Origin of the sequence: Desulfovibrio ferrophilus, assembly GCF_003966735.1 — a bacterium.
GTDB lineage: Bacteria > Desulfobacterota > Desulfovibrionia > Desulfovibrionales > Desulfovibrionaceae > Desulfovibrio_Q > Desulfovibrio_Q ferrophilus.
In genome coordinates, this window is record NZ_AP017378.1 from 2,382,273 (window position 1) to 2,401,327 (window position 19,055).

Annotated in this window: 19 protein-coding genes; 12 read left to right on the plus strand and 7 right to left on the minus strand. The window is 58.4% G+C overall.

Translation table 11 applies throughout. The annotated features are described in order from the left end of the window. Window positions 1–7 precede the first annotated feature (7 nt). The 7 genes from leuS (at window position 8) to greA (ending at window position 8,453) form a co-directional block, all read left to right on the plus strand. Window positions 8–2,512, plus strand: coding sequence for a leucine--tRNA ligase (leuS, locus tag EL361_RS11110; RefSeq protein ID WP_126379518.1), 2,505 nt, complete (start codon window positions 8–10; stop codon window positions 2,510–2,512). Window position 2,513: 1 nt separating this feature from the next. Continuing rightward, window positions 2,514–3,011, plus strand: a complete 498-nt coding sequence (gene lptE / locus EL361_RS11115) for an LPS assembly lipoprotein LptE (RefSeq protein WP_126379520.1) — start codon at window positions 2,514–2,516, stop codon at window positions 3,009–3,011. 70 nt (window positions 3,012–3,081) lie between these two features. Then, the gene (gene holA / locus EL361_RS11120) at window positions 3,082–4,083 is read left to right on the plus strand and encodes a DNA polymerase III subunit delta (RefSeq protein WP_126379522.1); all 1,002 of its coding nucleotides are present in this window, start codon (window positions 3,082–3,084) and stop codon (window positions 4,081–4,083) included. A gap of 111 nt (window positions 4,084–4,194) precedes the next feature. Then, window positions 4,195–4,902, plus strand: coding sequence for a RadC family protein (gene radC, locus EL361_RS11125; protein ID WP_126379525.1), 708 nt, complete (start codon window positions 4,195–4,197; stop codon window positions 4,900–4,902). A gap of 11 nt (window positions 4,903–4,913) precedes the next feature. Beyond that, window positions 4,914–5,189: an acylphosphatase gene (locus EL361_RS11130; protein WP_126379527.1), complete on the plus strand. Its 276-nt coding sequence runs from the start codon at window positions 4,914–4,916 to the stop codon at window positions 5,187–5,189. A gap of 127 nt (window positions 5,190–5,316) precedes the next feature. After that, window positions 5,317–7,758: an endopeptidase La gene (gene lon / locus EL361_RS11135; protein WP_126379529.1), complete on the plus strand. Its 2,442-nt coding sequence runs from the start codon at window positions 5,317–5,319 to the stop codon at window positions 7,756–7,758. Window positions 7,759–7,961: 203 nt separating this feature from the next. After that, window positions 7,962–8,453, plus strand: coding sequence for a transcription elongation factor GreA (gene greA / locus EL361_RS11140; RefSeq protein ID WP_126379531.1), 492 nt, complete (start codon window positions 7,962–7,964; stop codon window positions 8,451–8,453). 110 nt (window positions 8,454–8,563) lie between these two features. On the opposite strand, the gene EL361_RS11145 is transcribed toward greA, so the two are convergent. After that, window positions 8,564–8,836 (minus strand): hypothetical protein, encoded by a 273-nt coding sequence (locus EL361_RS11145; protein WP_126379533.1) that lies wholly within the window; start codon window positions 8,834–8,836, stop codon window positions 8,564–8,566. Between the two features lie 199 nt (window positions 8,837–9,035). On the opposite strand from EL361_RS11145, the gene EL361_RS11150 reads away from it, so the two are divergent. Continuing rightward, the gene (locus EL361_RS11150) at window positions 9,036–11,288 is read left to right on the plus strand and encodes a DUF3536 domain-containing protein (RefSeq protein ID WP_126379536.1); all 2,253 of its coding nucleotides are present in this window, start codon (window positions 9,036–9,038) and stop codon (window positions 11,286–11,288) included. A gap of 52 nt (window positions 11,289–11,340) precedes the next feature. Here EL361_RS11150 and EL361_RS11155 read toward each other — a convergent pair whose 3' ends face one another. From EL361_RS11155 to EL361_RS11170, 4 genes are all read right to left on the minus strand, one after another. Beyond that, window positions 11,341–11,553 carry a SlyX family protein gene (locus EL361_RS11155; protein ID WP_126379538.1) on the minus strand — a complete coding sequence of 71 codons (213 nt, stop codon included), beginning with the start codon at window positions 11,551–11,553 and terminating at the stop codon, window positions 11,341–11,343. Window positions 11,554–11,614: 61 nt separating this feature from the next. Next, entirely contained in the window at window positions 11,615–12,091 is a 477-nt protein-coding gene (locus EL361_RS11160) for an EVE domain-containing protein (RefSeq protein ID WP_197723433.1), read from the minus strand. Next, window positions 12,091–13,437: a methylenetetrahydrofolate--tRNA-(uracil(54)-C(5))-methyltransferase (FADH(2)-oxidizing) TrmFO gene (gene trmFO / locus EL361_RS11165; protein ID WP_126379542.1), complete on the minus strand. Its 1,347-nt coding sequence runs from the start codon at window positions 13,435–13,437 to the stop codon at window positions 12,091–12,093. The genes EL361_RS11160 and trmFO overlap by 1 nt, the downstream gene beginning before the upstream one ends. Beyond that, window positions 13,434–13,877 carry a DUF3795 domain-containing protein gene (locus EL361_RS11170; protein WP_126379544.1) on the minus strand — a complete coding sequence of 148 codons (444 nt, stop codon included), beginning with the start codon at window positions 13,875–13,877 and terminating at the stop codon, window positions 13,434–13,436. Before EL361_RS11170 ends, trmFO begins: the two co-directional genes overlap by 4 nt. Before the next feature lie 74 nt (window positions 13,878–13,951). On the opposite strand from EL361_RS11170, the gene EL361_RS11175 reads away from it, so the two are divergent. The 4 genes from EL361_RS11175 to EL361_RS11190 all read left to right on the plus strand — a co-directional run bounded on the left by EL361_RS11175 (window position 13,952) and on the right by EL361_RS11190 (window position 16,812). Then, the gene (locus EL361_RS11175; RefSeq protein ID WP_126379546.1) at window positions 13,952–14,923 is read left to right on the plus strand and encodes an ABC transporter ATP-binding protein; all 972 of its coding nucleotides are present in this window, start codon (window positions 13,952–13,954) and stop codon (window positions 14,921–14,923) included. A 12-nt stretch (window positions 14,924–14,935) separates the two neighbouring features. Then, complete coding sequence (locus EL361_RS11180; RefSeq protein WP_126379548.1) at window positions 14,936–15,400, plus strand: RuvC family protein; 465 nt, start codon at window positions 14,936–14,938, stop codon at window positions 15,398–15,400. A gap of 149 nt (window positions 15,401–15,549) precedes the next feature. Then, window positions 15,550–16,149 carry a hypothetical protein gene (locus EL361_RS11185; protein WP_126379551.1) on the plus strand — a complete coding sequence of 200 codons (600 nt, stop codon included), beginning with the start codon at window positions 15,550–15,552 and terminating at the stop codon, window positions 16,147–16,149. 66 nt (window positions 16,150–16,215) lie between these two features. After that, window positions 16,216–16,812, plus strand: a complete 597-nt coding sequence (locus EL361_RS11190; RefSeq protein ID WP_126379553.1) for a DUF2238 domain-containing protein — start codon at window positions 16,216–16,218, stop codon at window positions 16,810–16,812. Window positions 16,813–16,883: 71 nt separating this feature from the next. Here EL361_RS11190 and EL361_RS11195 read toward each other — a convergent pair whose 3' ends face one another. Then, window positions 16,884–17,639, minus strand: coding sequence for an acyl-CoA dehydratase activase (locus EL361_RS11195; protein WP_126381437.1), 756 nt, complete (start codon window positions 17,637–17,639; stop codon window positions 16,884–16,886). A gap of 2 nt (window positions 17,640–17,641) precedes the next feature. Next, window positions 17,642–18,913: a double-cubane-cluster-containing anaerobic reductase gene (locus tag EL361_RS11200; protein ID WP_126379555.1), complete on the minus strand. Its 1,272-nt coding sequence runs from the start codon at window positions 18,911–18,913 to the stop codon at window positions 17,642–17,644. Between the last annotated feature and the right edge of the window lie 142 nt (window positions 18,914–19,055).

A 19,055-nucleotide genomic window follows, 5' to 3' on the forward strand; every position in this document is an offset into this window, starting at 1 on the left:
AACAGATATGTCGCAATCCGGATACGCCCCCGAAACCATTGAGCTCAAATGGCAAAAAGCCTGGGAAGACAACGGTATTTTCAAGGTCTCACCCGACCCGGACAAGAAGAAATACTACGTCCTGGAGATGTTCCCCTATCCTTCCGGGCGCATCCACATGGGTCATGTGCGCAACTACTCCATCGGTGACGTAGTGGCCAGGTTCCAGCGCATGCAGGGCTATAATGTCCTGCACCCCATGGGCTGGGACGCCTTTGGTCTGCCTGCCGAAAACGCAGCCATCAAGAATGATACCCATCCCGCAAAATGGACCTACGAGAACATCGACACCATGCGGGTTCAGCTCAAGCGCCTGGGCTATTCCTATGATTGGGACCGCGAACTGGCGACCTGCCACCCCAAGTACTACAAGTGGGAGCAGCAGTTCTTCCTGAAGCTCATGGAAAAGGGCCTGATCTACCGCAAGCAGTCCCCCGTGAACTGGTGTCCGGACTGCCACACGGTGCTGGCCAACGAACAGGTAGAAGAAGGCCTGTGCTGGCGTTGCGATTCCGAGGTTCAGCAGCGCGACCTGAAACAATGGTTCCTGCGCATCACCGACTACGCCGACGAACTGCTGGAGGCCCTGGACGACCTTCCGGGCTGGCCCGAGCGCGTCAAGACCATGCAGCGCAACTGGATCGGCCGCAGCTACGGTTCGCAACTGACCTTTGAGGTGGAAGGCACTGGCGAGACCGTTGACGTCTTTACCACCCGTCCCGACACCTTGTTCGGTGCGACCTTCATGAGTGTCGCTGCCGAGCATCCGCTGGTGGACAAGATTCTTGAGGCCTGTACGGATGAAACGCGTACTGCAGAAATCACCGCCTTTGTGGACAAAGTCCGCAACATGGACCGCATCGTCCGTGGCGCCGATGACCTCGAAAAGGAAGGCGTCTTCACCGGCGTGTACTGCACCAACCCGGTCACCGGCCAAAAGATGCCGCTGTGGATCGCCAACTTCGTGCTCATGGGGTACGGCACCGGTGCAGTCATGGCCGTCCCTGCACACGACCAGCGCGATTTCGAATTTGCCAAGAAGTACGACCTGCCCATTCAGGTAGTCATTCAGCCCGAAGACGAAGCCCTGGAGGCGTCGACTCTGGACGTTGCCTACACCGACCCTGGTGTGCTGGTGAACTCGGGTTCCTTCGACGGTATGCCCAACGCGGATGCCAAGGAAGCCATCACCAACCATCTGGCAGAAAGCGGCAAGGGCAAAAAGACCGTCAACTACCGTCTGCGGGACTGGAACGTATCTCGTCAGCGTTACTGGGGCGCTCCCATTCCGGTCATCTACTGCGACAGTTGCGGTGCAGTCCCGGTCCCCGAGTCTGACCTGCCCGTGGAACTGCCCATGGATGTTCGCACCCGTGAGGATGGCCGCAGCCCGCTGGCCGACACCGACAGCTTTGTCAAGACCACCTGCCCCAAGTGCGGGGCCGAGGCCCGGCGCGAGACCGATACCATGGACACCTTCATGGAGTCTTCCTGGTACTTCCTGCGCTACGCCTGTGCCCGTGACGACTCGCAGGGGCTCGACCCCGAAGCCATCGATTACTGGCTCAATGTCGACCAGTACATTGGCGGTATCGAACACGCCATCCTGCACCTCTTGTATTCCCGATTCTACGTCAAGGCCCTGCGTGACCTGGGCTATGTGAGCATCGACGAGCCCTTCGCCAACCTGCTGACCCAGGGCATGGTGCTCATGGACGGGGCCAAGATGTCCAAGTCCAAGGGCAACGTGGTGGACCCCGACAAGCTCATTGCCCGCTACGGAGCCGACACCACGCGTCTGTTCTGCCTGTTCGCTGCTCCGCCTGAAAAGGATCTGGAATGGAGCGACAAAGGTGTGGAAGGCGCCTCCCGCTTCCTGGGACGTCTCTGGCGCCTGGTGGACGAACTGCTGCCGAAACTCTCGCCTGTCGGCCCCTGTGCTGGCATTGACGGTCTGTCTCTGTCCGACGAGGCCAAGGATCTGCGCCGCAAGGAACACGCCACGGTCCAGAAAGTCCTGCGCGATATTACCAGCAGCTTCCAGTTCAACACAGCCATCGCAGCGGTCATGGAACTGGTCAACGCCATGTATCTGTGCAAGGACAAGCTGGCAGACACCGAAGACGGGGTTCGCGTCCTGTCCTCTGCCATCAGCTCAACCCTGACGGTCCTGTCTCCCGTGGCTCCACATATCTGCGAGGAACTGTGGGCCAAGATGGGATACACGACCCTGCTCTCCGAGCAGTCATGGCCCGAGCACGATGAAACGGCACTTGTCGTGGACGAAGTCACTGTCGTGGTCCAGATCAATGGCAAACTCAGGGCTCGAATCAATGTTTCCGCACAGGCCTCCAAGGAAGACATTGAACAGGTCGCCATGACCGAAGAAAACGTGCTCAAACATATTGAAGGCAAGACGGTCCGCAAGGTCATCGTCATCCCCGGCAAACTCGTAAACATCGTGGTGGGCTGATATGCGAATTCTCCGCACTTTCGTGGTCATGACTCTGGCACTGTCCCTGTGGGGCTGCGCCGGCTATCAACAGGCCTCCAACAAGGATGCCCCCTTCGACCTTCCCGAAGACGCTCGTGCGCTCTTCATCAAAAGTGTGGAGAACCCGACCATGGACCCCGATCTGGAGTCCCTGCTACGCGCTGAAATCCGTGATGAATTCACCAGGCGCGGCCGCGTCAGTTGGGTTGATCGTGACGAGGCCACAGCCTACATGAGCATCAAGGTCAAGCGCTTCAGGACCGCAACCTCTCTGACCGACGAGAACGATGACACCATCAAGTCCAGCGCTTCCATCAATATCGAGGCCTGGATCGTTTCCAAGAGCAGCGGCAAAGAACTCTGGCGCGGGAATGCTTCGCATAGCGAAAGCTTCACCTCCGACCAGGAAGGAGCCGAAGCCGACGTGATGGAAATGGCCGCCCGAAAACTGGCTGACAGGCTCAGCCAGAACTACTAGCTCTCGCCGCCCCGCGGCCATCTGGTCGCGGGGCGTTTTTTCAAGATACAGACCGTCATCCGGGAGCGTCATGTCAGACAGGCCAGGATTCTCCTTTCTTATCTGCCCAGACCCTGAACTCATCCGCCTTGAAGTGGAATCCCTTGTAGAGCTCCACGGTGAAGGCAAGACTTGGGATCGCCGCGCTTACTGGGCCGACGACGAGCTCCCCGGAGCATTCTGGCAGGACCTGTCCATCCCCGACCTGATGGGCACTCCGCGTTTGGTGGTGGTCCGCCGGGCTAACAAGTTTCTCAAGGACTCCTGGGACAAACTCACTTCCACCCTGTCCAGCTTCAACGCCCAGATCTGGCCCATATTCTGCCTGGAGCCCGCCGCAGACAAGAAAGGCCAGGTCAAGCCTCCCGCGGTGCTCACCAAACAGAAGTACTGGCCCGTGGCTGAAAAGCGCGGTTGGGTCTGGACCAGCCCCGGGCTGACCCCCAGAACCATGCCCGACTTCGTGAGCAGCTTTGTCCGGCGCAAAAAACTGATTATCAGCCCCCCCGTGGCCCATGCCCTGGCCGATGCCCTGCCCCACGACGCCATGGGTGCCAAAAACGAATTGGAGAAAATAGCCCTGGCCGCCGGAGAATCCGGAGAAGTCGTCAAGGCCCACATCGCCCTGATCTCGCACCAGGCCGACATGGATGTCTTCGAATTCATCTCCTCGGTGCTCGAAGGAAAATCCCCTGAACGGGTCTGGCAGAAGGTTTTCGACAATCGTCTGGTGTCTTCATCGAACAGCATTTTCTTCTCCTTCCTGGCTCTCATGATCCGCGAAGGCCGCATCCTGTGGGAACTTGGTCAGGGCGAAAAGCCTTCGGTCTGGGTCCATCATACCGTTGTTCAGCGCAAATCAAGCCTGGCCAAAAGGCTCGGCCCGGCTCGCCTGTCCCGCATCTGGCACCTTGTTCTTGAAGCGGAATTCGGCGTAAAAACCGGCCAACGCACACCGGAGCAGGCCTTCGAAGCTCTTGTGGGTGGCCTGTACTCTCTTTTCAGCCCCAAAACAGCTCAATCCACGCGCTAACCCTTCTCTTGGTCATTGCATCTGCACCAGCAAGCGGATACAAGCACTTTTATTGCGTAGAAGCCTGTTTTTTTGCCATTCCCCTTGCCCAAGGCCTAATGCGGACCTATTATGAGCGGTAAGAAGCACTATCAGGGTCACCGGCGACGGCTACGCGAGCGCCTGTTGCGTTCGCCCCGTCAGCTTGCGGAATATGAAATCCTGGAGTTGCTGCTTGGACATGTCCTGCTCAGGCAAGACACCAAGCCGCTGGCCAAGGAACTTCTGCACCGCTTCGGGACCTTGAACGGGGTCTTTTCGGCTCGGACCGAAGACCTCCGCAAGGTGCATGGTTTCGGTCCAGCCCTGGAATCATTCTGGGCGCTGTGGCGCGAGACCTGGGCCCGAATGTCCGAAGCGCCCCTGACCCGGCGCGAGGTGCTGGAAAGTCCGCAGGCTGTGGCTCAAATGGCCATAGCCAGACTCGGCGGCAAGACTGCCGAGGAATTCTGGGTCGCCATGGTGGACACCAAAAACCGGCTGGTAGCCTGGGAACAGGTCAGCCGAGGAACGGTGGATCAAGCTCCCGTCTACGTTCGGGAGGTCCTGGCCATGGCCTTGCGATTCGAAGCCAGTGGACTCATCCTGGTGCACAATCACCCGGGAGGCGGTCTGGAACCGTCCCGCAAGGACAGGGAATTGACCAGACGTATCAGTGCCGCAGCCCAGGCACTGGGGGTCCGTGTCCTCGACCACATGATCGTTGGAGACGACACGCATTACAGCTTTAGGACAGAAGGCTTGCTGCCCGAACAGGGCCTGTCGCACACCTTTGAATAAGGAGAGCGCTCATGACTCGCAGCCTGCAATGCATCATCCATGGCACTGTCCAGGGCGTGGCTTATCGCGCTTGGACAGCGGACCAGGCCCGCAGTCTCGGTGTCAACGGCTGGATTCGCAACCTGGCCGACGGCACCGTCGAGGTCCTGGCTCAGGGGACTGAAGACAATCTCAAGGAATTCAAAACGCGCCTGTTGACGGGATCGACCCTGTCCAGGGTGAACGATCTGCAAAGCAAGTGGCTGGATTACGACAAGGAATTTGACGGTTTTCAGATCCGGACCTGAGCCGGACCCCGCAAACACCAGACAGTAAACGCCAAAAACGGCGTACGAAAGGCTCACACACCCTCCCAGGCTGGCAGTCCAGGCCGGCAAGGTAGGGTGCGGCCTCCTCATATGGAAAGGAACAATCATGAGCGATAAGAAAAAAGACCTTGAATCCATCCTGATCCTCGGTGATGCCCTCGACGGAGATGCCACCGGCGGAGACAACGGTGGAACGCCTCCAGCGGATATACCAACTGAATTGCCCGTACTCCCGGTGCGGGACATCGTGGTCTTCAACTACATGATTCTGCCCCTGTTTGTGGGCCGCGAAAAATCAGTCGCCGCGGTTGACGAGGCTCTGTCCGGGAACCGCTACATCCTGATTCTGACGCAAAAGGACGAGTCCGTCGACGATCCCGGACCTGAGGATGTGCACGAGATCGGTACCGTGGCCTCCATCATGCGCATGCTCAAAATGCCTGATGGCCGCCTGAAAATTTTGGTTCAGGGTGTCTCACGCGCCCGAGTCACGGAGTTCACCGGCGATACACCTTACCACAGCGCTCGCGTGGAGGTCATCGAGGAAAAGGAAGTGGACCCGCTGACTCCCGAGCAAGAAGCCATGGTTCGCGCTGCCAAGGAACAAAGCGAACAGATCATGAGCCTGCGCGGCATCTCCTCGCCCGACATCATGAGCGTTCTGTCCAGCGTTGACGATCCCGGTCGCTTGGCTGACCTGGTGGCTTCGAACCTGCGCATGAAGGTGGAAAACGCCCAGACCATTCTGGCCTGTGCCGACCCCGTGGAGCGCCTGACTCTGGTCAACACCCAGTTAGCCAAGGAAGTTGAAGTCGCCTCCATGCAGGCGCGCATCCAGAACGTGGCCCGCGAAGGGATGGACAAGGCCCAGAAGGACTACTACCTGCGCGAGCAGCTGAAAGCCATCCGCAAGGAGTTGGGCGACGAGGCCGATGAGGACGAAGAGCTGGACATGATTCGCGAGGCTCTGAACAAGGCCGGACCGCCTAAGGACGTGCGCAAGGAAGCTGACAAACAACTCAAGCGACTGTCCTCCATGCACCCGGATTCCTCGGAAGCCACGGTCATCCGCACCTATCTGGACTGGATCGTCGAAGTGCCCTGGAAAAAGCAGTCCCGCGACAGGATGGACATCAAACAGGCCGAGACCATCCTCAACGAGGATCACTACGACCTGGAAAAGGTCAAGGAACGCATCCTCGAATATCTCTCCGTGCGCAAATTGAATCCCAAGATGAAGGGACCGATCTTGTGCTTTGTAGGCCCTCCCGGTGTGGGCAAGACCAGCCTTGGCCGGTCCATCGCCCGCGCTCTTGGTCGCAAATTCCAGCGCATGTCTCTGGGTGGAATGAGAGATGAAGCCGAGATTCGCGGCCACCGCCGCACCTACATCGGCGCCATGCCGGGACGCATCATTCAGGGCCTCAAGCAGGCCGGAACCCGCAACCCGGTGTTCATGCTCGACGAGATCGACAAGCTGGGCCAGGACTTCCGGGGCGATCCATCCTCGGCTCTGCTCGAGGTACTGGACCCGGAACAGAACTTCTCGTTCACCGACCATTACCTGAACGTGCCCTATGACCTCTCCAAGGTGATGTTCATCTGTACGGCCAACACTCTGGACACCATTCCCAGACCGCTGTTGGACCGCATGGAGACCATCCGCATCCCGGGGTATACTGAGCATGAGAAGGTCAAGATCGCCAGGCGCTATCTGTTGCCTCGCCAGTGCGAGGAAAACGGACTGACGGAAGAGGAAGTGCAGCTTTCCGACACCATGCTCTCCAAGATCATCCGAGGCTACACCCGCGAAGCGGGCCTCAGAAATCTGGAACGAGAAATCGGGTCGGTCTGCCGCAAACTCGCCCGCCGCAAGGCTCAGGGCGAATCCGGCCCTTACCGTCTGACCTCGGCAACCATCGAGAAGCACCTCGGCCCCGAGTACTTCCGCGATGACGAGATGGAGAAGGATCTGCCTCCTGGAGTGGCGCTGGGCTTGGCCTGGACCCCCTATGGTGGAGAAATCCTGCACATCGAAGTCACCACCATGCCGGGCAAGGGCAAACTGATCCTGACCGGACAGTTGGGCGACGTGATGAAAGAGTCGGCCCAGGCTGCTCTGTCCTACGCCCGTAGTCGAGCGGACCACTTCGGGTTGGACCCGGACTTCACGGAAAAAATGGATATCCATATCCATGTGCCCGCCGGTGCCACTCCCAAGGACGGTCCGTCTGCTGGCGTCACCCTGGTCACGGCTCTGGTTTCGGCCATCACCGAAACCCCGGTGACCAGCGACACCTGCATGACTGGCGAGGTCACTCTGCGTGGTCGCGTCCTGCCTGTGGGCGGCATCAAGGAAAAAATCCTGGCAGCCGTGTCCCATGGCATGAAACAGGTTCTGATTCCCAAACAGAACGAACGCAACCTTGTGGACATCCCCAAGGAGTTGCTGCGCAGGATCAAGGTCAGACCCGTTGAGCACATCGACGAGATCTGGCCCCTGGCAGGTGGAAAGAAGATACAACGCAAGGCAAGCACAAAGAAGTAATTCAAGGCGGCCTCCGGGCCGCCTCTTTGTTTTGGGCATGCAACGCCGAATCCCGGGGGTTCGGCATGCAAACAGAAGCTTGACCCGGACGGGCACTCTGTTCTACCCAAACATCGGTTACCTAGCGACGACAGACTCGCCGGTGCAACATCAGATCAACAGCATCAGAGCAACATATTGAGCTCCCTCGAAGGAAGAACACCATGAACAGTATCCCGATTTCCACTGAAGGCTACGAAAAGATCAAGAAAGAACTGGAAGAACTCAAGAAGGAACGCCCGGGAGTCATCCTGGCCATCAAGCTTGCCCGCGAAGAAGGTGATCTGAAGGAAAATGCGGGATACCATGCCGCACGTGAACGCCAAGGCATGCTTGAAGCCAAGATCAACTACATCGAATCCCGCATTCCTACGTTTGACATCATCGATTTGAACACCATGTCTGGCGACAAGGTCATGTTTGGCGCCACAGTGGAAGTAGAAGATCTGGATACGGAAGAACGCAAAACCCTCATTCTGCTCGGCCCCGACGAAACCGATCATGTGAAAGACGGCATCTCCGTGCTGTCCCCCGTAGGCCGTGCCCTGCTGGGCAAGGAAGAAGGCGACGAGGTGTCCATCGATGTGCCGCGCGGCAATATCGAATACGAAATTCTGTCGGTGAGTTACAACGGCCCGGCCATCAAGGACAACTAGGCGATACCGCCTGATTGACCTCCCTCAAAGACGATACCCCCCGGATTCTTACGATCCCGGGGGGTTTTTCATTCATTGCTGTGCAGCGTATCTCTGTGCACCGCTTCGTATCATTCTTCGTCCAGCAGTCCCTGCTCGGCGGCATAATCAACCAGTTCGACCACGACCCGCTCGCTGTCCAGGAACATCTCAATGAGTTCCTCGGAGTCCAGCCCCGCAAGTTTGTCGCGCATAAAGCTCTTGATTCCCAAAGCCAAGGTCATTTCCAGAAGATCGGAATATTCCTTGCCCTCGGTGACCAGTTCGAACAGTCCGCCCTCGAAGACGTCCAGCAATTCATCCCTGGACAAACTCTGCAATTCAGCGCGTTCATCGGCTGCCATGGGTATTCTCCCTTCTCATGGGTTTGGGTCCTGTTTTCACCTGCGGGGGTACTGCATGCCTGTCTGGTCGTCAACTGAATCCAAAGGGCATGCTCACACCTCCATAACACAACTTTGTCCATATTGACTTGGCACGCCTTTGCAGTGAAACTGCTCTAAGAAGTGAAAAAGCATCATCACCAACGGCGAGGCTGCCCCCATGAGCGATCAGCAACTATGCATCCACGGCCATTTTTATCAACCACCGCGTGAAGATCCCTGGCTGGGTGAAGTCCTGCCCGAGGGCAGCGCCGCACCGGAGCTGAATTGGAATGAGCGCATCTGCCGCGAAAGTTATGCCCCGTTGGCCTTTGCCCGCATTCTGAACGACGCTGGCCAAATTCAGGACATCATCAACGCCTACGAGTGGATCAGCTTCAATTTCGGCCCGACGCTGTTGTCCTGGATGCACCGGCACGCTCCCGAAACCTATGCCCGCATCCTGGAGGGCGACCGGCTCTCTCGCTCCCGGCTGGGCTTCGGCAACGCCATGGCACAGGTACGGCACCACGTAATCATGCCCTTGGCCACCGAACGGGAAAAGCGAGTGGAAGTCGCCTGGGCCGTGCATGATTTCCAGGCTCGTTACAAACGGCTGCCTGATGGCATGTGGCTGGCCGAAACCGCTGTCGACACAGCGACGCTGGAGGTCCTGGCCGAGGCGGGCATTGCGTATACGATCCTTGCTCCTCGCCAGGCTCAGGCCGTTACCGAACTGGGAAGTGAACTCTGGCAGGATGTCCATGAAGGCACGCTGGATATCACAGCCCCCTACCGGATGGACCTGCCATCGGGGCGATCCATTTCCATCTTCTTCTATCATGGCGGCCTGTCCCAGGCCGTGGCTTTCGAGCGTCTGCTGGAAAACGGCGAAGCCTTCTGGACTCGCGTACGCAAAGCTCTCACTCCAGGGCTGCTCTCCCTGGCGACGGATGGCGAGACCTATGGCCATCACTTCACTTTCGGCGAGATGGGTCTGGCCTATCTTCTGAAACAGGCAGATCGCGATCCCGATGTGGTGCTGACCAACTATGCTGCCTATCTGGCTGCGACCCCTCCCACGCACAAGGTCCGGCTGCATCAGGAATCCTCCTGGAGTTGCGCCCATGGCGTGGAACGCTGGCGCGGCGACTGTGGCTGTTCCACCGAAGGCCGCCCTGGTTGGAACCAACAGTGGCGGCTGCCCCTGCGCCGGGCTCTGCGCCTGGTCAAAGACACGTTGGACACCCATTTCGACCAGCAGGGAGCATCCCTGTTCCGCAATCAGAATGATGCATTGGAAGCCTACGGGCAGGTGCTGGCGGGGGGGGCGCGAAGTGTCTTTGAAACCACGCAGTTCAATACCGCTCTCTCCGGGAAAGACAAGGAAAAGGCTTGGACACTCCTGGATATGCAGCGCTATGCCCAAGCTTCCTTCGCCAGCTGCGCATGGTTCTTTGACGACCTCGATCGCATTGAACCGCTCAATGCCATGGCCAACGCACTACGAGCCATGGAACTGGCCGGTGACAGTGGCATTCCCATCGGTTGTGCCGAACTGGAGCGCCAGTTCAGCAAGGCTCTTCAGGACGCCCGTTCCAACCCCACGCGCCGCAATCCGGGCGGACTACGCGGCGACGAGTTATTCCTTTCCGAAGTCCTGACACGCCGTGAAACCCCCGTCAGTCTCATGGCCCAGGCTCTGCTCATGGCCTGGGGAGATTCGTTGGGAGACTTCAATCAAAAGAACATCCAAATCCATTGGCCTGAGATCACGGTCAGTCTGACCTTCAAGGAACAAGGCGAAGCACACACTGCCTCGGGAACAGCCAGTTTTGAATTCGCTGGAGGAGAAATCAGCCGGGAATCGATCTGGTACTGGAAACCTGCCTCCGGAACAAAAGTACTGCAAGGGCGCTTCAGAATCGAAGAAGAGAAAGACTGGTTCCCAGCAGATGCATTGCCCTGGGGCAAGCGCCAGGCCCTGGTCCTGGCCTGGGCCAAAGCCGCGGAAGAAAATGGATGGGAGCGGGACCTGCTGCTGATGCAGACGGGACGGGACTTGTTTTTACCCCTGGCAGAATCACAGAACAATCAGAATCAGGCCCGGAGTTGGGGGCGTTTTAGACCGGCTCTGGCCTGGAGCTGGATCACCTCACCAGGGGATGACGATGACCTGCTCGAAGCATTCCTGAAGGCCACAGAAATGGACTCGGATGGCCGTGAGGCCTTGCAGCGGAGGCTCCAGAATCACCTGCTGAGCCTGCTGGAACTCGACACCCCGGACCTGAATACGGCAGAGCAAGTCCTGCGGCGTTCACAAGACATCTGCCCAGGGCTGGACTTTTGGCCGGTGCAGAATCGCATCTGGCTTCTGCTGTCCGATACACCAGAGGCAAAACCTCTGGCGCAACTGCTTGGCATCGCTGTCTAGCAGTTCACTGTCGATGCATCCTCAGCGGATGCCCATGCCCGTAAGTCCCCTGCTAATAATGTGGCGGGGCCTCGTCTGGCGGGCCGTCCACGGACAGGCCTGGATCGTACATGGCATGCAGCTTGTTCGCCACAGCCCTGAGCATGCGCTCATTCTTGTCGATCTGCTTCTGCTGCTCGGCAATAACGTCGGACAGGTCATCAATGGTCTTCCCCTGCAATCCCACGGTTTCTTCCAGGGCAATGATGCGGCTTTCATAATCCATGACATCCTCCCGGTGTGGACCTCTGGTCCGGTCTGTCATCTTGTTGCTGTCAAGACTGTCATCAACGACCCAGGTCACTCTCGTGGGCCAGGGCACGGATCACTTCGAACTCATGGGCTCGCACGGGCTGTACGGACAGTCGGCTGCCCTTGCGCAGCAGTTCCATGCTCGCCAGTTCGGGGACTGTACGCAGAAACTTCAGCGACAAGGGCACTTCGAAGGTCTCCACCAGCCGAATGTCCACCATGAACCACAGCGGTTTTTCGGGAGTGCTGCGGGCATCATAATACCGGCTGCCTTCCTCCCAGGCCGTGTGATCGGGATAGCCTTCGCGCACAACCTCGGCCACACCCACCACGCCCGGGTCGGTTACGCTGTGATAAAACAGCACCTGATCGCCCATCTTCATGGCATCGCGCATCATGTTGCGGGCCTGGTAGTTGCGCACTCCGTCCCAAGGTGTCGTCTGCTCTGGTCCGCCCGCGAGATCCCTGATGGAAAAGGACCCCGGCTCAGTCTTCAGCAGCCAATAGTTCACTATTCTTCCCTCACACAGCCAGACTCTTCCTGCCATGTGGCCCAAGCCTTTTCGGCGCGCTGGGCATACAGCCCCTTACGCTTGCGCTTGTTGGCCTTCACGCCCAGCGGCGGCATCAGCCCGAACTGGACGTTGGACGGCTGAAAATTCTTGGCTTCGGTACGCAGATGCATCAGCAAGGCCCCAAGGGCCGTTTCGGATGGCGGCGTAGACACCTCATGACCAGTCAGCTTCCCGGCCAGGTACAGGCCCAGCCACAACCCACAGGCCGTGGACTCCACATAGCCCTCAACTCCGGTCACCTGCCCGGCCAGGAACACTCCAGGGCAAGCCTTGAGCTCCAGGTGTTCGGTCAGCACCTTGGGCGCGTCCACATAGGTATTGCGGTGGATGCTGCCCATGCGCTCAAACTCGGCATTCTCCAATCCCGGAATCATGGAAAAGACCCGCTTCTGCTCCGGGTAAGTCAACTTGGTCTGGAAGCCCACCATATTCAAGCGAGTCTTGGCTTCGTTCTCGGGCCGCAGCTGAACCACGGCATAAAAACGCTCCCCGGTCTCGGGATGCTCCAGCCCCACCGGCTTCAATGGCCCGAAAGACAGGGTCTTCTCCCCGCGTTCGGCCATGGCCTCAATGGGCAGACAGCCCTCGAAATGCACTTCCTTTTCAAAATCCTTGGGCTGAACCTTATCGGCTTCCAGCAGGGCGGCATGGAAGACCATGTACTGCTCCTCGGTCATGGGGCAGTTCAGGTAGTCCTTTTCTTCCGGGTTGTAGCGCGAGGCCCAATAGGCCGTGCCCAGGTCCACGGAATCGGCCTCCACGATAGGGGCAATGGCATCGTAAAAATACAGGCGTTCATTGCCCACGGCACGGGCCAGGCTGGAGGCCAACTCTTCGCTGGCCAAAGGCCCGGCAGCCACGACCACGGCCTCGAATCCCGCCAGAATCGGGTCCTCCAGAGACTGAATCTCACGATGCTCCAACCGAATCAGAGCATGGGTCTCGACAGCCTCGGTGATATAGTCGGAGAACCGCTCCCGATCCACGGCCAGCGCCTTGCCTGCCGGAACACGTGTAGCCTCGGCGGCTTCCATGATCAGGCTCTCGGCCTCGCGCATTTCGCGCTTCAGCTGTCCCACCGCTGTTTCGGGATCATCGGAGCGGAACGAGTTGGAACAGACCAGTTCGGCCAAACCTTCCCGGACATGGGCCGGGGAAAACTGCTCGGGCTTCATTTCAAAGATCACGGCGCCGACGCCGTAGCGGGCCAACTGCCAGGCGCATTCGCATCCGGCCAGGCCACCGCCGATGATCGCTACTTTCGCTGTATTCAATGGACTCAATACCTCGGTTTCAGACGCGCCTCGGCCAAATAGACTTCAAGGCCCATCTCGCGCATGCGCTCGTTATTCTGTTTCCAGCGCTCATGAAGTGCCGGAGGCAGCATTGTTTTGTTGCAGGGGAAATCGCCACACTCGTGACAAAAGTCAACACCCTGTTCCCGCACGCAATCCTTAACCCCGCAGCCGGACAGCAGGCAATTGCCACTCCGGCATCCCGTGCAGCCCCCTTTGCCCAGCCGATCCAAGAGCCGTTCAAAGGCCGGATACTCTCCAAAGGCAGGGTCCATCTTGGCAAACCGTTCGGCCAGGGCAGAAAAGCCACCCAGCTCTTCCCTGAGGCGCTGCGAAAGCCCACAGATAGCACTGTCCGGATTGTCCAGACAACGACCACAATCAAGGCCGCAGGGGGCCACCTGATCGACCATCTCCGCGTAGTGCATTGACAACTCCTCTGCCGCACTCCACTATAGCTCGCGGCTCCAATTTACTGTCCCACAATATCCATAGCGAGGCAATGCGACACATGGCCCCGATTCTCGACATCCGCAACTTGCAGACCCACTTTTTCACCAGCCGGGGCGTGGCTCGCGCCGTGGATGGCGTCAATCTGGAAGTGCCCCGTGGAGAAGCCATGGCCGTGGTGGGTGAATCCGGCTGCGGCAAAACAATGCTTGCTCTTTCCGTGCTGAGATTGATCCCCCAACCTCCGGGCCGCATCGTGGATGGAAAAATCATTTTTGATGATACGGACCTGCTCTCCCTGAGCGAAAAAGAGATGCGTTCGGTACGCGGCAACCGCATCTCCATGATCTTTCAGGAGCCCATGACTTCCCTGAATCCAGTCTTCAAGATTGGCGATCAGATCGCCGAAGCCATTGAGCTGCACCAGAAAACAACTCATCAGGAAGCCGCAGAGGCCGCCGTGGAAATGCTCAAGCTGGTGGGCATCCCCAATCCTGAAAATCGTGCCCAAAGCTACCCCCACGAGATGAGTGGTGGCATGCGCCAGCGTGTGGTCATCGCCATGGCTCTGGCCTGCAATCCCGAACTGGTGCTTGCCGACGAACCCACCACCGCACTGGACGTCACCATCCAGGCCCAGATTCTGGAACTGATGCTTGGCCTGACCCGGGACAAGGACGCCTCCATCCTGCTCATCACCCACGACCTGGGCATTGTGGCCCAATCCTGCTCGCGCGTGGCGGTGATGTATGCCGGCAAGATCGTAGAGCAGGCACCAGTAACCGACCTGTTCCGCGCCCCCCTGCACCCCTATACGCAGGGCCTGATGCGATCCATCCCCCGGCTTGGGGACAAGGCCGTAAAGCTCACCCCCATCACCGGCATCGTCCCCAGCCTGACAGACCTGCCCCGGGGCTGCCATTTTCACCCGCGTTGCCCTCACGCCTTTGACCGCTGCCGCGAAGAACACCCGCCGTTGATCATGCAGAATGGTCAGGGTGTGCGCTGCTGGCTGCACGAATAGGGCTAAGCCCCCATGAGCCTGCTCGCCGTTGATTTGGGGCTGCGCACCGGCCTGGCCCTGTACAACCCACAGGGCAGGCTTGTCTGGTACCGCTCCCACAACTTCGGTTCACAGGCGAGGCTGAAGCGTGGCGCCCACGGCATTCTGAAGGATATCCCCGAACTGGACATTCTGGTGCTGGAAGGCGGGGGAACTCTAGCGGACCTCTGGGCCAACGAGGGTGTCAAACGCGGACTGGATGTACACACGATCACTGCCGAAATCTGGAGGAAGCGCCTTCTGCTGCCACGGCAACAAACCTCCGGAGCCAAGGCCAAACGACACGCCGATCAACGGGCACGCAAGATTATCCAATGGTCAAACGCCCCTCGCCCGACATCCCTCAGGCACGACGCCGCCGAAGCCATCCTGATCGGCCTGTGGGGGGTGCTCAACGCAGGCTGGCTGACCGAACTGCCTGCCGAACTCAAAGCCTGATTCGCCGTTTTATCGCCGCCGATCAACGTCCTTACCGATACCCCCTGTTTCTTAAGAAATATTGATTTTACTGAATTCCCGGGTCCGATTCTTGCTTTTCTCCTGCTCAATCAAAAGATTGGGAAATCTTTTCCCATGGGGAGCACGACATGAGCATTCACGGAATCGGCTACGACACAGCCAGCGATAAAATGATCCTTCAGGCCCGCGAGACCACTGAAGAAGATGTTAAGGCAGCAAAGCAACGCACCGAAGATATCCTGAATGGCGATGAACTTCTGGACAAGCTGACTCTGTCGTCTCTGGCGGACAAACTGTCGCGCATGGTGCAAGCCAATCCCATGGCCAACGTCGCCAACTCCATGGCCGAAGATCTCAAGGTCCTGCAGCAAGAATTCGTGGGGGTTCTGACAGATACGCTTCAGGCCGGTGGGGTCAGCGTCACACGCGATTTCATCCTGCAGCGTGACGACTCGGGCAAGATCGCGGTATCCGGAGATCATCCGGACAAGGAGGCCATCGAAGCTGCTCTGGAAGATCCCAAGCTCCAGCAAGCCTTTGCGCGCATCGAGGAACAATCCGAGACCTTGAGCAAACTGGCCAACAACAGTACATTCAAGAATGTCAGTTCCGGGCTGGCCGCTTACATGAGCCAGGTCGAGGAAGACGAGAACGATCCCTTCCTGATTCGGTATCAGCAAGGCACAATGAATTCGCTGGCAAGGAAATCACTGGCCGATTATTTATAGCGCCAGCCTCGATCTTCACCGGAAGTGGGGATCGAATTTCACGCTGAAGACCGACACTAGGCTCTTATGAAACGCTTTCCAATCATCCTGGCCATCATCTATGCCATCTACTGGACTGTACTGGCCATCGAACCCGTTTCACGCGCCGTCTGGTGGGCAGAAAACATCCCGGCCCTGGCTGTATTCATCTTTCTCGGGGCAACATACACTCGCTTCCGGTTCTCCAACACGGCCTATGCCCTGATGGGCTTCTGGCTGTTCTGGCATACCATGGGCGGCCATTACACCTTTGCCAACGTGCCCTTCGACTGGTTCAACAGCCTGATCGGTTCCGAGCGCAACCACTTTGACCGCATCGGACATTTTTCCGTTGGGTTCTATGCCTACCCCATTGCCGAATACCTGCTCCGCAAACGACTTTGCGGCCCTGTGTTGGCGACCCTCTTTGCCCTATTCAGCATCATGGCCGTGGCTTGCGGGTACGAGATCATCGAATGGTGGTATGCCGTGCAGGAAGGCGGGGATACGGGCATAGAATTCCTGGGCAGCCAGGGAGACGTCTGGGACGCACAAAAAGACATGCTGCTGGATACCATGGGAGCCCTAACCAGTCTGGGACTGTATCATTTCATCCGCCCTGACAGGTCGCTTTACCGACATTAGGCCCGCAGACCTGCGGCAACAAATATTCAGCACACCAAAACGATCAGTGGATCATCGCCTGTAACAGCTCCTCACGCCTCTGCAGGAGCGCACAGCGCCGCGCCCAAGGCCCCGATCATATCTGGTTCATCAGGAATAACCGGCTCGGTCCCCAGAGCCTCGGCCAACAAACGGACCATACAACGATTGTTGGCCACGCCACCGGCAAAGACGAGTGGCTCCCGCAGACCGACCCGGCGCAGCATATTCACCGTGCGCGACACCACCGAGGCATGGAGCCCGCGGGCAATGGATTCCGGGGCCGCGCCACCAGCCATGAGCGAGGTCGCCTCGGTCTCCGCGAAGACGGTACACATGCTATTGATGGGCAAAGAGACCGCAGCCTCCAGTGCATAATCACCAAACTCTTGTACCGGGATCTGAAAAACCGTGGCCAGATGCTCAAGGAACTTGCCCGTGCCCGCAGCGCAGCGGTCATTCATCTCGAACTTGCTGACTCTGCCGCTGTCGGTCAGGGCTATGGCCTTGGTATCCTGTCCACCGATATCCAGCACGGTCCGCGCCAGGGGGCAACGCGCGTGCACTCCAGCCGCGTAGGCCTTGATTTCCGTGACCGTAGTCACGGGCACTTCCAGTCCCGCCCCGGCCACCAGTTCACGTCCGTAGCCCGTGGCGACAATGCGCTCAGGATTTACTCCCTCCAATAACTGCCGCAGCTGTTGCCGGGGGTGAAAGGTGGTGGGCAGGCGGCGCGACACAGCCACACCACCGCCATTCAAAACCACCAACTCCATGGAGCGCGAGCCCACGTCGATGCCTGCAATCATGCTCAAGACACCATTTCCACAAAGGCTTCGATTCTGGTCTTCAACTGCTCCACATCCTCCATGCTGTAGTCGGTCTCCAAGGACATGGTCGGCACCGTTCCCTCCAGGAAATGCTCCAGCTTCATAGCCTCATGGGCATAGGGCTGACAGAACATCAGCGAATAGTTGATCACCCCATCAGCCTTCAGGGTCTGGGCCATGCTCGCCACATTGTCCTGTCGATCCGTATTGGGAGTGAAGCAGGCGCAGTCGATCTTCATGTAACGATCCACCAGAGCGTCGACCATCTCTGCCACGGTCTCGCCGGACTCATCCACCAAATCGCGGGTATTGCGCGTTCCAATGCAGGATTCCTCCCCCACGATGACCGCGCCTGAACTTTCGATGACATACGGCAATTTCCAATTGGGTACGGCCATGGGGCAGCCCGAGAGCATCAGTCGCGGAGTCCCCACCGGGGCGACACCCTGCCCGGCCTGGACGCGGAGTTCCAGCTCATCGCACAGTTCATTGATCTTGTAGGTGAAGCGATGCGGATCATCATAGAAGCTGATCTGGTTGATCAGCAGCGCGTCCCGCCCCGAGATGGGCGCAGGGTCGGCGGAGCGCAATGCGGTCAATCGCTGCAAAGCCCGACGCCGATCATTGACCGTCTTGATGGCCGTACGCAGACGCTCGGCGGTGATGGTGACGCCAGTCAGCTTCTCCACCTGCGCCATGTATCGCAGGACCTCATCGCGCCACAGTTCGCGCGCCGACACGGATTTGGTCTGGGGCACTTCCATCACATACAGAGGAGCGTGATCGGCAAAAGCCTCATAGGCCTTTTTCTTGCCGTCGCAAGTGGTCTCACCCACGACCAGATCGCTGGATTCGAGATACGGACAAAGACGCGCCAGCTTGAAACCGATGAATGACTTGATGAGTGCACAGGTATTACGCGGCACCAGTTCCTCGGCCAGGTCACTGCCAGCCTCGGCCCCGGCGCAGAGTCCCACCTGAACGGCGTCAGCGGCCAGGGTCAGTTCCTCGGGCACAAAGACGCAGAAGGTACCCACAACCTTGCGCCCCTGAGCCTTGGCTTCCTGCAATTCCTTGATCCGCAGACCATGAACCTCGGACAGAACGAAATCCATGTATTCCATCCCTTTGAGGCGATTATCCTGGGACATATAGATGTCACCATAAAATTTCCCCAAGACCTCCAGCAATCCGTCATGGGCTGTCAGATCAAGATTCAGCCGCTCCCACATTTCACGATGCGCGTCGCTCATTATTTGCCCTCCTCAGGGTCTGGTGCAGTTTGGTGCCTGCCCGACTTGCGGGCGGATTCTACACCTTGCATTATCAGAATATACAATGGCAAGTATTTATAAACTTGATCAAGAATTGACACATAGCCCTTAGCGTCTCCTC

Excerpts from the sequence above, each read along its gene's own strand:
- EL361_RS11170 (WP_126379544.1), bottom strand. The coding sequence starts at position 13,877 with ATGCACTACGCGGAGATGGTCGATCAGGTGGCCCCCTGCGGCCTTGAT.
- EL361_RS11195 (WP_126381437.1), bottom strand. The coding sequence starts at position 17,639 with ATGATTGCAGGCATCGACGTGGGCTCGCGCTCCATGGAGTTGGTGGTT.
- lptE (WP_126379520.1), top strand. The coding sequence starts at position 2,514 with ATGCGAATTCTCCGCACTTTCGTGGTCATGACTCTGGCACTGTCCCTG.
- EL361_RS11175 (WP_126379546.1), top strand. The coding sequence starts at position 13,952 with ATGCGACACATGGCCCCGATTCTCGACATCCGCAACTTGCAGACCCAC.
- leuS (WP_126379518.1), top strand. The coding sequence starts at position 8 with ATGTCGCAATCCGGATACGCCCCCGAAACCATTGAGCTCAAATGGCAA.
- EL361_RS11130 (WP_126379527.1), top strand. The coding sequence starts at position 4,914 with ATGACTCGCAGCCTGCAATGCATCATCCATGGCACTGTCCAGGGCGTG.
- radC (WP_126379525.1), top strand. The coding sequence starts at position 4,195 with ATGAGCGGTAAGAAGCACTATCAGGGTCACCGGCGACGGCTACGCGAG.
- EL361_RS11150 (WP_126379536.1), top strand. The coding sequence starts at position 9,036 with ATGAGCGATCAGCAACTATGCATCCACGGCCATTTTTATCAACCACCG.
- greA (WP_126379531.1), top strand. The coding sequence starts at position 7,962 with ATGAACAGTATCCCGATTTCCACTGAAGGCTACGAAAAGATCAAGAAA.
- EL361_RS11185 (WP_126379551.1), top strand. The coding sequence starts at position 15,550 with ATGAGCATTCACGGAATCGGCTACGACACAGCCAGCGATAAAATGATC.
- holA (WP_126379522.1), top strand. The coding sequence starts at position 3,082 with ATGTCAGACAGGCCAGGATTCTCCTTTCTTATCTGCCCAGACCCTGAA.
- EL361_RS11155 (WP_126379538.1), bottom strand. The coding sequence starts at position 11,553 with ATGGATTATGAAAGCCGCATCATTGCCCTGGAAGAAACCGTGGGATTG.
- EL361_RS11180 (WP_126379548.1), top strand. The coding sequence starts at position 14,936 with ATGAGCCTGCTCGCCGTTGATTTGGGGCTGCGCACCGGCCTGGCCCTG.
- lon (WP_126379529.1), top strand. The coding sequence starts at position 5,317 with ATGAGCGATAAGAAAAAAGACCTTGAATCCATCCTGATCCTCGGTGAT.
- EL361_RS11190 (WP_126379553.1), top strand. The coding sequence starts at position 16,216 with ATGAAACGCTTTCCAATCATCCTGGCCATCATCTATGCCATCTACTGG.
- EL361_RS11200 (WP_126379555.1), bottom strand. The coding sequence starts at position 18,913 with ATGAGCGACGCGCATCGTGAAATGTGGGAGCGGCTGAATCTTGATCTG.
- EL361_RS11145 (WP_126379533.1), bottom strand. The coding sequence starts at position 8,836 with ATGGCAGCCGATGAACGCGCTGAATTGCAGAGTTTGTCCAGGGATGAA.